We start from the raw sequence: 15,253 nt of genomic DNA, 5'->3' as shown, positions 1-15,253 counted from the left end.
TCACAATTACAATCTATTGATTTTCATAAGAATCGACTAGTTTTACAAAGTTTTCAATCATTTTGAGACCATCTGGGCTACCAATACTTTCAGGGTGAAATTGAAGACCGTAGATAGGCAAGTTTTGGTGTTCTAAGGCCATGATTTCATTGTCATCCTGAGTTCTGGCAGTAACTATAAAATCTGCTGGCATCTCTTCAACTACAATGGAATGATATCGCATGATGGGCATTTCTTGACTTAGTCCTTGAAAAATAGGCGAAGCTTGAACAATGTCAATCTGGCTCTGCTTACCATGCATGACATTTTTAGCTAGACCTAACTTGCCTCCAAAACTTTCTGCGATGGCCTGGTGCCCTAGACAAATACCAAGCATAGGTTTTACACCGACAAAGGCTTTGATAAGCTCTTCCATTTTGCCTGCGTCAGCTGGCCAACCTGGCCCTGGTGAAAAGACCAAGCCATCAGCCTTCTGAGCTTCTTCTTCAAGAGCTTCTGCATCATTGCGAAGCACCTTAACCTCGGTAAATGTTCCCAGATACTGGGCTAGGTTATAGGTGAATGAGTCATAATTATCTATCAGTAATATCATTTTCGATCTCCAATTCTTGTCATGGCCTTGGCCTTGTTGATGGTTTCGTAAAATTCTTTTTCAGGCTGGCTATCGTAGACAATCCCTGCTCCTGCTTGAACGTAGGCCCTTTGATTTTTGATAATCATGGTCCTGATGGCAATGGCAAAGTCCATATCACCCGAAGCAGACAGGTAGCCAATTGCGCCAGCATAGAGGCCACGTTTTTCTTTTTCTAATTCATAAATACGTTGCATGGCACGAATCTTAGGTGCTCCTGAGACTGTCCCAGCCGGAAGCGTTGCTTTCAAGGCATCCATAGCTGTCAACTCATCCAAGAGTTCCCCCTTGACCACGCTGGTTAGATGCATCACATAGCGAAAATATTCCACATCCATGTACTTGCTGACCTTGACAGTCCCATTTTTGGCAATTCTTCCGATGTCATTTCGTCCCAAGTCAACCAACATACGATGCTCAGCTGTTTCTTTGAGATCTGCCAATAAGTCTTCAGCTAATTCCTTATCTTCCTCATCGTTGGCACCCCGAGGACGAGTTCCTGCGATAGGATTTGTTGTGACCACACCATTCTTAACAGAGACGAGACTTTCTGGACTGGCACCAATAACTTGATAATCCTCAAAATCAAAGAAGTAAAGGTAATTTGAAGGGTTAGTCACGCGCAAATTACGGTAATAATCAAGTGGATCCCCTGTAAAATCAGCCGAGAAGCGTTGGCTTAGGACACATTGGAACATATCCCCTTGGCGAATAAGATTTTTGGCCTTTTGAACCATATCTTCAAAAGTCTCTTTTTCAATATGATTTTTGAAGATGAGGGATTCTAACTCTTGAGGTGAAAACTCATTGGGGGCTTGTGTCTGTAACTCTTTAATGACCTGGCCAAGGGCCTGTCTGAGACTGTCATTATCACGACCACTGTAGAGATTGTCTTCAATGACATGAACCTTCTCCATCTTGTGGTCAAAAATCAGATAAGACTCGTAAATAAAGAAATGCATGTCTGGTAAGCCAACGAAGTCCTCTGGAATTTGACCAATATTCTCATAAAGACCAATCATATCATAGCCAATGAAACCAATCGCTCCGCCTGCAAAAGGAAGATCAGAAGGCTTAGTTTTAACGGTTAAGCGACTTAGATAATCTAGTGGGTCAGCCTCGACAGCTCTGCCATTTTCCAACAAAATCCCATCCTGATAAACAATCTCAAAAACAGGGTTATAAGCGATGATAGAAAAGCGAGCCTGCTCTTTTTCGCGGGGAATGGATTCCAAAATCACTTTATGTTTGCCCTGAATCCGCATATAAGCAAGAATTGGGGTCAGGGTATCGGCTGTCAAAATCTTATGCATCTCTTTCTCCTTTACAATATAAAAACCCCACACAGAAAAAACTCTGTGTGAGGGCGTCTAAATCACATTAGCGCGGTGCCACCTCAATTAACAAGAAATGATATTTTCTTGTCGTCTCTTCCTCCTCTAACAAGGAGCTGCACGATAAAGGGTGCTACCCTGAGGAATATGTCTTATCCTCCAAGTAGGATTTCAGCCCAATTTTCATTAAGCGAGATGGTATGTTCACAGCAACCACATACTCTCTGGACATTTTACAAAATTACTTTTCTGAAATCTTTATTTTTCTTCTAAATAATCGGCAATAGCTGCCACATCCTTGTCCCCACGACCTGAAACATTAATGATAACGATTTGGTCCTTGTCCATCTTAGGAGCACGCTTAACGGCTTCAGCAATAGCGTGAGAACTTTCGATAGCAGGAATAATACCTTCGGTTTTTGAAAGCAATAGCAGAGCTTGAACTGCTTCATCATCAGTGGCAGGAACATAGTCTACACGACCTGATGCTCTGAGAAAGGCATGTTCAGGACCAACCCCTGGATAATCCAAACCTGCTGAGATAGAATAAACCGGAGCAATACTTCCATCCTCTTCAAAGAGGGCATAGGTCTTCATACCATCAACAATACCCACTGTTCCCTTAGTCATGGTAGCCGCATGCTTATCGGTATCAACACCATGACCCGCTGCTTCTACACCAATGAGTGCTACTTCTTGATCATCCACATATTGAGAGAAGGCACCAATAGCATTTGATCCACCACCAACGCAGGCAATCACAGCATCAGGAAGGCGACCTTCCTTATCCAAAATTTGTTGACGAGATTCGACACTAATCACTTTTTGGAATTCATGAACAATAGTTGGGTATGGGTGAGGGCCAACCGCAGAACCAAGGACATAAAAGGCATCTAAATCAGCCATCCATGCTCCAAATGCAGCATCAACAGCCTCTTTCAAGGTTGCTGTTCCTTCTTCTACTGAGTGAACAGTAGCACCCATCATTTCCATACGGAAAACATTGAGACGCTGGCGTTTGACATCTTCAGCTCCCATGTAAACATCACAGGCCATACCAAATTTAGCTGCGGCAGCTGCTGTTGCAACCCCGTGCTGACCTGCCCCTGTTTCAGCAATGACACGGGTCTTTCCCATACGTTTTGCCAAGAGAATTTGACCCAGTACATTGTTAAGCTTGTGAGAGCCTAAGTGATTCAGATCTTCACGCTTAAGGTAAATCTTTGCCCCTCCCAAATGTTTGGTCAGACTTTCGGCATAATAGAGTGGCGTCTTACGGCCAGAATAATCTTGGAGATAATAATTTAATTCAGCTAAAAAGTCAGGATCATTACGATATTTTTCAAAGGTCACTTCTAACTCATCTAACAAGTTTTGAATAGCCTCAGGAACAAAGCTCCCACCGAATTCCCCAAAAAATCCTTTTTCTACTGTCATAATCCTATCTCCTTTTTTCGATATCTGTATTTTTTATAAACAAAAATCCCCACACAGAAAAATCTGTGTGAGGGCGTCTAAGTTTGATTAGCGCGGTGCCACCTCAATTAACAAGAAAGTATTTTTCTTGCCATCTCTACCTCCTCTAACAAGGAGTTGCACGATAAGGGGTGCTCCCTATATATCCTACTACTAGAAAAATGAAGGCTTTATCGATTTCCGAAAAACAAAAAATCTCACACAGAAAAATCTGTGTGAGGGCGTTTCAGCTTGATGAACGCGGTGCCACCTCAATTAACGAGAATACTTCTTCTCGTCATCTCTATCTCCTCTAACAAGGAGTTGCACGGTAAGGGGTGCCAACCTGAAAATCACTATCTTCACAATTCTACCATCAGCCCAATTTTCACATCAGTTCGTTACTCGTTCACAATAACCACGAGCTCCCTGGAAACTTTCTCATGCTACTTTCTGATTGAGTATTATTATACACAGCATTAAAATGCCTGTCAAGTGTTTTGTTGAAATTTTCTAAATATATGGAATTTTCATATATTTTCTTGTTTTTTCCGAAAATATTCACTAATAATTCAACACAACCTAAACTTACCAAATACTAACTCTGTCTTTTTCCGCTAGGTACATTGGATCATCTTCTTTGATATCATAGCTTTGATAGAAGGCTGAAAAGTTTTTAAGCTGGACATTAGCTCTCAATTCATTTGGAGCGTGAGTATCCACAGTCATCAAGTACTGGGCAATCTGCTCTGTTGATTTTTGACGCCAAATACGAGCCCAGTTTTCAAAGTATTCTTTGGCGTCTGCTTGACTATCAACCTTTTTCAATGCTTCAAAGGATGCTGAGAGGCCACCGGCGTCAGCAATATTTTCACTAACCGTCAATTTACCATTGACTTTAGAGCCGTAGATTTCAATACCATCAAAAAGATTTTCCATTTCCTTTGTTTTGGCTTCAAAGGCCTTGTAGTCTTCCTTGGTCCACCAGTCTTGCATATCCCCTTTTTCGTCAAACTGGGCACCATTGTTATCAAAGGCATGGGTAATCTCATGCCCAATGACCGCTCCAATACCTCCATAATTCTCAGCCTTGCTCTGCTTTGCAGCATAAAATGGTGCTTGAAGGATTGCAGCTGGGAAATAAATGGCATTTTCAATCGGAGTGTAATAAGCATTTACCATATAAGATGGCATGCCCCACTGAGATTTATCCACTGGTTCATTGTATTTTGCAAAATTATAGGTAATAGCATCACGTCCAAGCATAACGAGGTTTTCATAATAGGTTTTTTCTGGGTCAATGTCGATTTCTTTTGTTGCTTCGGACACTTCTTCTGGATAGCCAATGTAGTAATTCATACTGTCCAATTTACGGACTGCTGCTGTCTTAGTATCCTCTGATAACCAGTCATTTTGGGAAAGACGACTCTTATAGACTTCAATAATCCCATCAATCATACTGGTCACATCATCTTTGGCTGCCTGACCAAAATATTTTTGACCATAGTGAACACTAATCGTTTCCGCGAAAACATTTGTAGTAGCAGTGAAGGCAGAGTCCGTTTTTGAAGGTGTCTCAGCTACACCTGTCAAAAACTTACCAAATTCAGAACTCGCTTGTCGTAAGTCTTCTGTTAAAGCAGGGGCAGAACTCATAGCCTCAGAAACCAAAATCCAAGATTTCATGAGTTTGAAATTCTTTTCATTGACAATCTTATCTACTGCATTCATGTATTTAGGGGTTGATACATTTATTTCATCCACTTCTTGTCCTACTAATTGATTAATAAACTGATCAAAAGCAAGAGTTTTAGAAAATTTCTTAACTTCCGAGCTTGCAGTGACATTAACACTATTCTCAATCTCACTTAGTTCTTCACTGCTTGGCATATATGGAACAATCAAGGCATCGAATGCAATAGTGTCTTCAACCAATGATTTAGCTTCTTCTTCACTATAATCCATCAAGGTGAGGACTTTCTCAGCCGACTTTTGATAAACACTCAACAACTGCTTTTTCGTTGCCTCATTCTGATAATATGAAACATCCGGCAAAATCGTCGTTGGACCAGATAAGTCAATCATATGAGCTGTAGAATCATGAGGATTAGAAGAAACCACAATCGAGAATGGCAGGTAAAAATTTTCAAGAATCAAATCAGGGATAGCTTCTTTGAACTCCTCAAAAGAAGAGAGTTTTTCAACGCGATCTAAGTAGACCTTAACAGGCTCTACACCATCTTTTTCACGTTGTTTAAAATCAGTTGCTAACTGGTATAATTCAACAAATTCTTTCTGGTCATTACTTGTCGTTTCAACTTTCCCAGATACCCAATCCTTAACATCTTTTTTCAAATTATCTTCAATTGCATCAGAAATCTCACCAAAAGCATTTTGAATTCCTTGGTCACTAGGAATCTCAGTTGTTTTTAGCCAGTCTTTATTAATGTATTGATAAAAATTTGATTGTGCGCTCGCATTGTCATCAATAGCAATATCCCGAGGAACAATGGTACGATAGACCATATAACCCCCAGTTCCTAAAACAAGAACAGCTACAGCACCAGTTGATGCTAGAATAATTTTAGTTCTTTTTTTCATAATAAACCTCCTCAAAAACGATAATTTATTATCTCATAAAAAGCACATAAAAACCGTTCATATCCTGAAATGTCATTAAACAGTCCTGAATGGTCATTTTTTAGCAAAAAATCATCACTTTTCACCAAATTTTGGAGAAATGTTCTCCTAAAAAAGCAGGTCCCTATCTGAAAAAAATTTCAAAAAATAAAAAACTAGACTTTTTTCAAGTCCAGCTCCAGCATTTATAGTCAATGAAAATCAAAATTAGAGGAATCAAGCCGACGCAAACATAGCTGTTGCTAGGCAAGAAGCCTTAACCTTCTATCATTTTGATTTTCGAAGAGTATTAATTTATAAATTAAGGTCCTCATAGGGCGTGCGATAACCAATTTGCACCACTTTACCATCCTTAATCAAGATAGGACGCTTAATAAGCATACCATCGGCTGCCAAAAGCTCCAAGGCTTCATCCACAGTCATGCTGTCAAACTTATCCTTCAAACCCAAGGCTCTATAGGATTGACCGCTGGTATTGAAATATTTCTTCAAGTCCAAATCAGATTTTTCTAAAAGTTCACGCAGAAGTTCCACTTGAGGAGGGTTGGTCTTAATATTGACAGTCTCAAAATCAAGACCTAAGGCATTTAACTCAGCCTTAGCCTTTTTACAAGTGCTACAAGGGGGATATTCATAAAAAGTATACATATTTGTCTCCTTCAGTCATTCTTTTTCCTCAAAACTACTCTCGATTTGTCATCAAGACTCAAACCCTCATGCTCCAAAAGCCAGACCTTGCGCTCTAAACCTCCTGCATAGCCCGTCAATTGGCCCTGACTTCCAAGAACCCTATGACAGGGAATGAAAATGCTCAGAGGATTCTTACCAACTGCACCACCCACAGCCTGGGCTGACTTGCAGCCAAGAAGCTCTGCCAGCTGACCATAGGTCACCGTAGATCCTGCTGGAATCTTCACCAGCTCCTGCCAAACCCTTTGCTGAAATGGGCTGCCCTGTGGCGACAAGGGCGGACAAAAGTCAGGCTCTTGACCCGCAAAATAAGCATCTAACCAAGCTTGCGCTTCTGATAAAATAGAACTAGACTGCTCTGCTATTTCCAAATCCTCAAAACCGAGACGGTCATACTTTTGTCCCATAAACCAGGCACCGTACAAGCCACTCTCATCAACTATCAAAATCATATCACCTAGGGGTGAGTTATAGTTTTGCTTTCTTAACATAATTCCATTATACCAAAAAGCGCCGGGAAAGCTTCCCAGCATAATTTTTATTTGGTAATCAAACGCACGCGCACAATATTGTCGCTATTTTCAAAGTTTGTCACCAACTGATCAATTTTATCCTTGTCAGACTCATCAAGATCCAAAAGTGTATAAGCAAAGTCACCTTTTGAACGGTTAATGATATTATCAATGTTGATACCCAAGTCAGAAACAGCTGTCGAAATCTTAGCAACAATATTAGGAACGTTCTTATTGATAAGCGTAATACGATAAGGTGCTGTCAAGGCCTGATGCACATTAGGGAAGTTGACAGAGTTCGTAATCTCACCAGTCTCCATGAACTGACGAATTTCTTTACCAGCCATGATAGCACAGTTAAGTTCAGCTTCTTCAGTAGACCCACCAACGTGAGGGAAGACCGTAATCTTATCCTTATTAAGGAGCTCTTCTGTACCAAAGTCAGTGAAATAACGTTTAACCACACCAGCCTCAATAGCATCAAAGAGAGCTGCATTATCCACCAACTCACCACGAGCGAAGTTGATGATAACTGTATCTTTCTTCATTTGGGCAAAGGCTGCGCCATCAAAGGTATGACGGGTTTGATCTGTCAATGGCACATGAATGGTGATGTAGTCACAGTTCTCAAAAATCACTTTCAAATCATCCACACGTTTAACATGGTGTGAAATATTCCAAGCTGTGTCAATAGAGACATATGGATCGTAACCGTAAACTTCCATGCCAAGACGCTGAGCATAGTTAGCAATACGCCCACCAATGGCACCAAGCCCAATAACACCTAGAGTTTTCTTAGAAATCTCAGTACCAGCAAATTGTTTCTTACCAGCTTCAACCTGTTTAGGAACATCATCGCCTGTCAGTGTATTAACCCAGGCATTGGCTCCAATATAATCACGCGCTGACATGAGAATTGATGCCAAAACAGCTTCTTTTACGGCATTGGCATTAGCACCGGGTGTGTTGAAGACTACAATCCCTGCTTCTGTTGCTTGGTCAATAGGAATATTGTTTGTTCCTGCACCTGCACGAGCAATAGCTTTCAAGTTAGATGGGAAGTCAACTTCGTGCAAGTTTTGACTACGGATGATATAGGCATCTGGATTGTCAGCCTTATCTCCGTCAATTTGGAATTTATTGCCCAATTCCTTCAAACCGATTTGATTGATGTTGTTGAATGTTTTAACACTATATACCATTTGAATACCTCTTTATTAAGAAAAAGGCTAGGCTATCTTACCCAGCCTTTTATTCTACGCTTAAAATACAGAATGGTGTTCAGCCTCTTCAACTTCTTGATAGAGGGCTTTTTCTGACTTGGTTTTTATCTTCTGATAGGCCAAGCGCTCACCATCGATGGGAACTTTTCCACAATAGACATAGCCCAATTTTTCTAAAATATGTTGCATGATGACATTTTGTTCGTGAGTATCACAACGGAAATCACGTCCATCTGTTCCCTCAATTAAACCTTGAAGGAAGGTCTGTCCAATTTTCTGACCAGCAAGGTCACTTAAGACAGCTACACGATGGAAAGTAATGTAACGAAGGTTATTATGCTTCCACTGTCCATCATAAATTTTATCATAGGCTGGGTCACCAGTCTTGATGACTGCTGCATAGGAAACAATCTGCCCCTCAACAAGGCCAACATAGGCCTGACCATTTAAGATGTCCTCAAATATGTCATCTTGAGTAGGATAACCGTCCTCACCTTGCCATTGACTGATTCCTGATTGAGCTAAGAAAGCTCTAGCACTGTCAATGACTGTCATAATTGCTGCAACTTCATTTGGAAAAGCTTGTCTAATATCCATTTTTCTACCTGTTTCTATTAGTTTCTTCTATCATTATACCAAAGAGACAGGAGAAAAAGGCAGGAAGATCATTTTATTTATTCTCTGCTTCAAATTTTGCCATGAAGTCAAGCAAGTCCAAGACACCTTGGCGTGGGAAGGCGTTATAAAGACTGGCACGCATACCACCTACACTGCGGTGACCTTTAATATTTTTGAAACCAAGAGCATCTGCTTCTTTGACAAATTTAGCATCCAAGTCTTTGCTTGGTGTTACAAAAGGAATGTTGCAGACTGAACGGTCTTTGACATCCTTAACTGGACTAGTGTAGAAGTCAGATTTCTCAATAAAGTCGTAAAGAAGACCAGATTTTTCACGTTCAATTTCTGCCATCTTATCAACACCACCGACAACGTCTCTGACCCATTCAAAGACTAATTTTGAAATGTAGATGTTGTAAGCTGGTGGTGTATTGTAAAGAGAACCCGCTTCTGCTTGGATACGGTAGTCCAACATTGCAGACAATTGTGGCTGATCATTGAGGAAGTCCTCACGAACAATAACCACAGTTACCCCAGCAGGTCCAATATTCTTTTGAGCGCCTGCATAGATAAGGGCAAAGTCTTCCACATTATAGCGAGCAGCCAAGATATTTGAAGACATATCCGCAACAATTGGCACACCGTTTGTATCTGGAAGATCGTAGATAGCTGTACCTTCAATAGTGTTATTAGTTGTCAAATGCACATAAGCTGCTTCCGGGTCAATAGCTGACGCATCGAAAGTTGGGATGTGGTCATAAACCGTATCTTCTGAAGAAGCCAAAAGAATTGGTTCAAAAGGAATAGTTTTTGACAATTTGACAGCTTCAGTATAAGCTTTTTTGCCCCAAGAACCGCCAACCAAGTAGTAAGCCTTCTTACCTTGAGCAAGATTTAGGGGTACCATTGTAAATTGAAGTGAAGCACCACCTTGTAAAAACATAACCTTATAATTATCAGGAATGTCCATCAAGTCACGCAAGGCTTTCTCAGCATCTTTAATAATCTTGTCAAATTCTGGAGAGCGATGGGACATTTCAAGCACGGACATGCCGGAACCTTGGTAATCAAGAAGTTCACGTTGTGCTGTTTCTAGCACTGGTTTAGGCAAAGTAGCAGGACCTGCTGAAAAGTTATAAACGGTCATAACGACACCTCCAAAATTTAATTAAAAGAATTATAGCACAATATTCTGAATTTTGTAAAGATTAATACAGAAATTTTGTGAAAAAAATCTCAATATTTTCTCTTTAGTCTCATATTTAGAATGCTGGTAGCAGAAATATACCTAATCAGATACTCCTAAAAAAGAATTACTTATTCTATACAAAAGCTTAACCCGTAACTAAGTAAAGTCATCATTTAAATGATATAATAGAAAACAAATCAATCAAAAAGGAATTTATATGCTAATCAAAGAATTTTGCGCTGAAAACTTAAGCAAGTTGCCCCAATTATCTGCGCCAGCCATTTCCCGTGTTGAGCTCTGTGACAATTTAGCTGTTGGCGGTACAACACCAAGCTATGGTGTCATCAAAGAAGCGTCAGCCTATTTACACGAAAAAGGCATCAGCCTAGCCACTATGATTCGACCTCGCGGCGGTGATTTTGTCTATAACGACCTTGAACTGCGTGCTATGGAAGAAGATATCCTACGTGCTGTTGAGCTGGAATCAGATGCCCTGGTTCTTGGCCTTTTGACTGAGGATAATCAAGTGGACCTGGACGGGCTAGAGCAGCTCCTGCCGTCTACTCAGGGGCTACCCCTTGTCTTCCATATGGCCTTTGACCTTATCCCAAAAGAAGATCAACTCCAAGCCATGGATGACCTGATTGACCTTGGTTTTGTCCGTATTTTGACCCATGGCGGAGCTTCTGACACAGATATTGCTGATAACATCAATCATATCAGGGCTCTGGTTGAACATGCTGGCGACCGCATCCAAATCATGATTGGTGGAGGTGTCACAGCCGATAACTGTCAAGAATTAGCAGATTTAACAGGAACAAATATTGTACATGGAACCAAGATAGCTTAGATTAAAAAACACTCGAATTGCTGATTAATTCGAGTGTTTGTGTTAGCGACAAATAAAAACTCCGTATTCTTTCGGAATAGTTAGGACGCCATCCTTTGTATGTCGAGATAAGGTTTGAAAAACTAGCTCCCTCTTATCTTCCTCGAGCTCAAAAACTTCAGGGAGTGAATAGAGATAGTCTATCAAGTCTTCTAATCTTGTAACTTCGGGACTATCTTGGTAATCTAAACGCTCTACTTTATTGAAGTAGTTTTCTAATTTAGCTCCGCCATTTTGCAAAGTAAATATATCAGGGCTATCATTTGCTTTTCCAATATCTTTTAGCCAGTCACCTAAAGTTTGAGAAATACCATGCTCACCGAAAGTTGCAGTATAAAAAACACCATTTGGTTTCAGGACCCGTTTTATTTCTTTTAGACCTTTTCTTAAATCAGGCAAATGGAAGAACACCATGTTTGCAGTAATGATGTCAAAACTATTATCCTCAAAGGGTAGTTTTTGGATATCCGCTTCTAAAAATGAGAGATTAGGTTTCAATCCTAAATTATGTTGACTAGCTTCCAACATCCCCTTTGAAAAATCTGTTAATACCAATTGACATTCAGCAGGTACCTGCTCCCAATTATCTTTCCAAATTATGGAATTACCACATCCTAAATCAAGTATTCTAGAACTTTTCGATAAATCATATTGGGAAAATATCCAATTATTAAAGCCTTGTTTATTTGTAGAATACCTCTGATGAATAGCTATACGAATATCTAAATTTTCTGATGTTTTGTACTGTTCTTTTAAACGATTACACTGAGACATTTAATACTCCTTATTTATTCATTAAAAACCTTTGTTATCGGATATGCTCTACTACTCTTTATCCTATACTCAAGTTTTTTATAGACTCTTCACGTGATACTGGTTTTTCTGTCCCTAGAGATTGATAACCTTTTTGGAGCTCTTCAAAAAGTCTGAGTTTTGCTTGGGTCTTACGCCACTCTTCAATATCAACCACAGTATAGGCTGCTTTGCCATTTCTTGTCAAAACGAGCTGTCTTCCTTCACAGACGTCACTCAACTGTTGAGCAATCATTTTAATCTGGAACAACGGCACCATTTTTTTCATAATTTCACCTTCTCATTCAAAAGTTTATCCCAATTATAGCAAAAAGTAATCAAAATTAATATTGACGGCTACTTTTCAAATAGCTCCCGCTCCCTCACCGTCTCCACTGTCCACTTTTTCAGTCCCCTAAACCTGATAGCTCCTTGCTGGTCCGTACGGTAGACTGTCATATTAGCTTGCTCAAACCTATCCAAGGTTTCTTGGTGGGGGTGCTGGTAGCGGTTGTTTTGACCAGCTGAAATGAGGGCAATGTCAGCTCCAATATGCTTGAGAAATTCTGGATATGAAGAGCCCTTTGAGCCATGGTGGCCTGCCTTGAGGACATCAACAGGCAAGTTGGGGTAGGTCGAAATCAAATCCAACTCTCCTTCTTCCAAATCCCCTGTAAAGAGGAACTTTTTATCCAATAATTTGCCATAAAGAACAAGAGAATCATTGTTACCACCATCACCAACTGCCTTAGGATAAAGAACCTGCAGCTGACTCTTCATGATAGACAGACTGTCTCCTGCTTTGACAGGTCTGACCTGAACCCTCATGGCCCTCAACTTAGCCACAAATTCTGGATTGGTCAGACTTCCCGGACTGACCAAAACCTCCCCAATCTTAAAATGCTGGGCTATAACTTCCATATCCCCTACATGGTCCTCATCGGTGTGAGTCAGAACCAAATGGTCAATCCTAGCCACACCCCGACTTTTGAGATAGGGAATCAAAGTCCGCTCTGCATTGGCATCCGAGACCCGCTCCTGCCACTGAGCCTCCTGACCAAACTTAATTCTACCGCCCACATCAATCAGGACAGTCTTCCCTCTCACATCGCGCAGAAAGATACTGTCCCCCTGCCCAATATCCACCACCGTCACCTCATTGCTTGGCGGATTTTTTGTCAGGAAAAATAGCAGAGCTATGATAAGACTTAAAACCAAGGCTAGTTTTTTTCTGCTATAACAGTCATAGAGAAAACCCAAAAGTAGCAAAAGCAGAAGCAAGATTCCCAAATTTGGCATACCAAAAATAAGAGGCTTGCCAACAAGATTGCTGGTCCAAATCAGGACCTTTTCCATGGCCAGAAAGAGACCATTAAGAAAGGAGAGTTTGACGACGGGAGATAAGCAAAAGGTCAAGGTCAAGATGGGCAAAACCAGCAAATCAAAAAGAAGAGAAAATGCTGCTGTCAATAAGATTGACAGTGGCTGATAAACTGAAAAATAGAAGATGAGAATAGGCAATACTCCAAGTGACAGGGCCAAACTCTCAACCAATACTCTTGCATATCGACTTAAATCTTCAAAAGATGTTAGGGCAAGAACAAAAGCATAAGAAAAACTCAAAACACCGCCAGTTGTCAGCAGAAAATTTGGCCTGATTATGGAAAGTATTAGCACTGTTATAGCCAGATTATCCAATCGCTTAATCCCTCTAGTTGCTAAGCTGGACTGGACAAGACTGCGCAGCACTGAAACAGAGAAACCTGTTAAACCAGCATAAAAAACTGAAAAAACAAGCTGGAGACCATCAACCACATGCAGGCGCAAGCCTATTCTTAGACAGACAAATCGAAAGAGCCCTAAAAAGAAGGTAACGTGCATACCAGACAGGGCAAAGAGATGGATAATGCCCAAGCTACTATAAAGTTCTGTCATGTCCTCAAAAGACTTATCCAGATAGCCAAACAAAAGCCCCGTCATGTAGTGTTGCATGGGAGCTGGAAAATTTTCCTGGCAATAGAGGATAGCCTTTCTGCGCCAGTCCTGCAAAAGCTCAAAAAAAGTAAGCCCCTTGATCTCCTCAAGGCTCTCAAGCACCTCTATTCTAGCTATCCTATAAATGCCCTTACGCCTAAGAAAATTCCTATAATCAAAGCCCTTAAAATTGCGCTGAGCTGTAGCCTCCTCTGTACTTGCCCTAACCTTAAGTAATAGACTTTTATCAAGCTTTTGGAAATAGCCCTGCTCCTTCTGAGACTTAAGTTTATAGAAAACCTGATAGGTCTGTCCATCTGACTTTCCCTCAAAAGACAGTAAATCACCATTGACTGATATGGTGTCAGGAATCATCTGAATTTGGGACAGACTGGCTGGCACTGCAGCCATATCTCTTTCACTTTTATATTGGATAAAGCCAAAATATGCAGCAAATAGAGCTAGGCAGAGCAGACTTTGAAAGACCTTTTTAAGAGGATAGTTCCTGACTAGGTTAAAGAGAGCAATGACAAAGAGGCCCAGCCCTGCCATTGTCCAAGAAAAAATCAAAAAGTAAAGAAGAAGAAGCAAAAAAGCCAAGTGAATTGGCTTAATGGGGAAATATCTAATCAATGCAAACCTCCGTTTTAAGCCGTTCCAAGGTCTTGGCACCAATGCCAGACACATTAATGAGCTCATCCACCGAAGTAAAACCGCCTTCAGCCTCACGATAGGCTATGATATCTTGAGCACGCTTCTCCCCAATTCCTGAAATGGCCTGAAGCTCAGCTGCACTTGCTGTATTAAGATTGACCTTACCATCATCTCCAGCCTTACTTGTCCCTGGATTTTCCCCTCTGTTAGCTGTTGTTTCGATTAAAGACAGGTCTTCATCGACAGTCGCCACATAAATGACTTCTTCATCCGTCAGCTTTTGGGCCAAATTAACTGATTTCTTATCTGCCTCAGCTGTGAAACCACCAGCTAGTCTAATAACATCTGTCACACGACTGCCAACAGCTAGGCTGTAGACTCCTTCTTTTTTGACAGCCCCCTTGATGTCCACCATAATCTCAGTACTTGATTCTGGTCGTTCTTCTGCTGACTCCTCCACTTTGTCATTACTAACTTCCTCAACCAGACTTAGTAAAGGAGCTTCTGCTACTTGTTCTTCTTGAGGACTGAGCACTTGAGTCCAGACTACAAAAGCCGTAGCCATGACAAGTAAACTTCCCAGAAGACCAGTTAAGAGCTGATGTCCGCTTATCCATTTCCGATACTTTTCTAAATATTGATTACACATATT

General features: G+C 40.8%; 14 protein-coding genes. 1 reads left to right on the top strand and 13 read right to left on the bottom strand.

From position 1 onward, the window contains the following. Positions 1-13: 13 nt before the first annotated feature. The 9 genes from F601_RS0108100 to serC all read right to left on the bottom strand — a co-directional run bounded on the left by F601_RS0108100 (position 14) and on the right by serC (position 10,250). A complete protein-coding gene (locus tag F601_RS0108100) occupies positions 14-592 on the bottom strand; it encodes an aminodeoxychorismate/anthranilate synthase component II (RefSeq protein WP_018165175.1) in 579 nt (192 codons plus the stop codon). Beyond that, positions 589-1,944: an anthranilate synthase component I gene (trpE, locus tag F601_RS0108095; protein ID WP_018165174.1), complete on the bottom strand. Its 1,356-nt coding sequence runs from the start codon at positions 1,942-1,944 to the stop codon at positions 589-591. Before trpE ends, F601_RS0108100 begins: the two co-directional genes overlap by 4 nt. 279 nt (positions 1,945-2,223) lie before the next feature. Then, positions 2,224-3,402 carry a tryptophan synthase subunit beta gene (gene trpB / locus F601_RS0108090; protein ID WP_018165173.1) on the bottom strand — a complete coding sequence of 393 codons (1,179 nt, stop codon included), beginning with the start codon at positions 3,400-3,402 and terminating at the stop codon, positions 2,224-2,226. A gap of 606 nt (positions 3,403-4,008) precedes the next feature. After that, positions 4,009-6,021, bottom strand: coding sequence for a M13 family metallopeptidase (locus F601_RS0108085; RefSeq protein WP_018165172.1), 2,013 nt, complete (start codon positions 6,019-6,021; stop codon positions 4,009-4,011). Positions 6,022-6,354: 333 nt separating this feature from the next. Then, positions 6,355-6,708: an arsenate reductase family protein gene (locus tag F601_RS0108080; protein WP_018165171.1), complete on the bottom strand. Its 354-nt coding sequence runs from the start codon at positions 6,706-6,708 to the stop codon at positions 6,355-6,357. 11 nt (positions 6,709-6,719) lie between these two features. Beyond that, positions 6,720-7,241: a methylated-DNA--[protein]-cysteine S-methyltransferase gene (locus F601_RS12470; RefSeq protein ID WP_040833495.1), complete on the bottom strand. Its 522-nt coding sequence runs from the start codon at positions 7,239-7,241 to the stop codon at positions 6,720-6,722. A gap of 47 nt (positions 7,242-7,288) precedes the next feature. Next, positions 7,289-8,464: a 3-phosphoglycerate dehydrogenase family protein gene (locus F601_RS0108070; RefSeq protein WP_018165169.1), complete on the bottom strand. Its 1,176-nt coding sequence runs from the start codon at positions 8,462-8,464 to the stop codon at positions 7,289-7,291. 60 nt (positions 8,465-8,524) lie between these two features. Continuing rightward, positions 8,525-9,082 carry a GNAT family N-acetyltransferase gene (locus F601_RS0108065; RefSeq protein WP_018165168.1) on the bottom strand — a complete coding sequence of 186 codons (558 nt, stop codon included), beginning with the start codon at positions 9,080-9,082 and terminating at the stop codon, positions 8,525-8,527. A 73-nt stretch (positions 9,083-9,155) separates the two neighbouring features. Further along, positions 9,156-10,250 (bottom strand): 3-phosphoserine/phosphohydroxythreonine transaminase, encoded by a 1,095-nt coding sequence (gene serC, locus F601_RS0108060; RefSeq protein ID WP_018165167.1) that lies wholly within the window; start codon positions 10,248-10,250, stop codon positions 9,156-9,158. Positions 10,251-10,509: 259 nt separating this feature from the next. Here serC and F601_RS0108055 point away from each other — a divergent pair, with 259 nt between their 5' ends. Next, positions 10,510-11,142 (top strand): copper homeostasis protein CutC, encoded by a 633-nt coding sequence (locus tag F601_RS0108055; protein WP_018165166.1) that lies wholly within the window; start codon positions 10,510-10,512, stop codon positions 11,140-11,142. 42 nt (positions 11,143-11,184) lie between these two features. Here F601_RS0108055 and F601_RS0108050 read toward each other — a convergent pair whose 3' ends face one another. From F601_RS0108050 to F601_RS0108035, 4 genes are all read right to left on the bottom strand, one after another. Beyond that, entirely contained in the window at positions 11,185-11,955 is a 771-nt protein-coding gene (locus F601_RS0108050) for a class I SAM-dependent methyltransferase (protein ID WP_018165165.1), read from the bottom strand. Positions 11,956-12,013: 58 nt separating this feature from the next. Beyond that, positions 12,014-12,262 carry a hypothetical protein gene (locus F601_RS0108045; protein WP_018165164.1) on the bottom strand — a complete coding sequence of 83 codons (249 nt, stop codon included), beginning with the start codon at positions 12,260-12,262 and terminating at the stop codon, positions 12,014-12,016. A 68-nt stretch (positions 12,263-12,330) separates the two neighbouring features. Next, complete coding sequence (locus F601_RS0108040; protein WP_051070627.1) at positions 12,331-14,634, bottom strand: DNA internalization-related competence protein ComEC/Rec2; 2,304 nt, start codon at positions 14,632-14,634, stop codon at positions 12,331-12,333. Then, positions 14,573-15,250 (bottom strand): ComEA family DNA-binding protein, encoded by a 678-nt coding sequence (locus F601_RS0108035; protein ID WP_018165162.1) that lies wholly within the window; start codon positions 15,248-15,250, stop codon positions 14,573-14,575. Before F601_RS0108035 ends, F601_RS0108040 begins: the two co-directional genes overlap by 62 nt. Between the last annotated feature and the right edge of the window lie 3 nt (positions 15,251-15,253).

Source organism: Streptococcus henryi DSM 19005 (genome assembly GCF_000376985.1).
GTDB classification, from domain to species: domain Bacteria; phylum Bacillota; class Bacilli; order Lactobacillales; family Streptococcaceae; genus Streptococcus; species Streptococcus henryi.
Note: the sequence above shows the minus strand (reverse complement) of the source record. Positions and strands in the feature narration are given on the sequence as shown.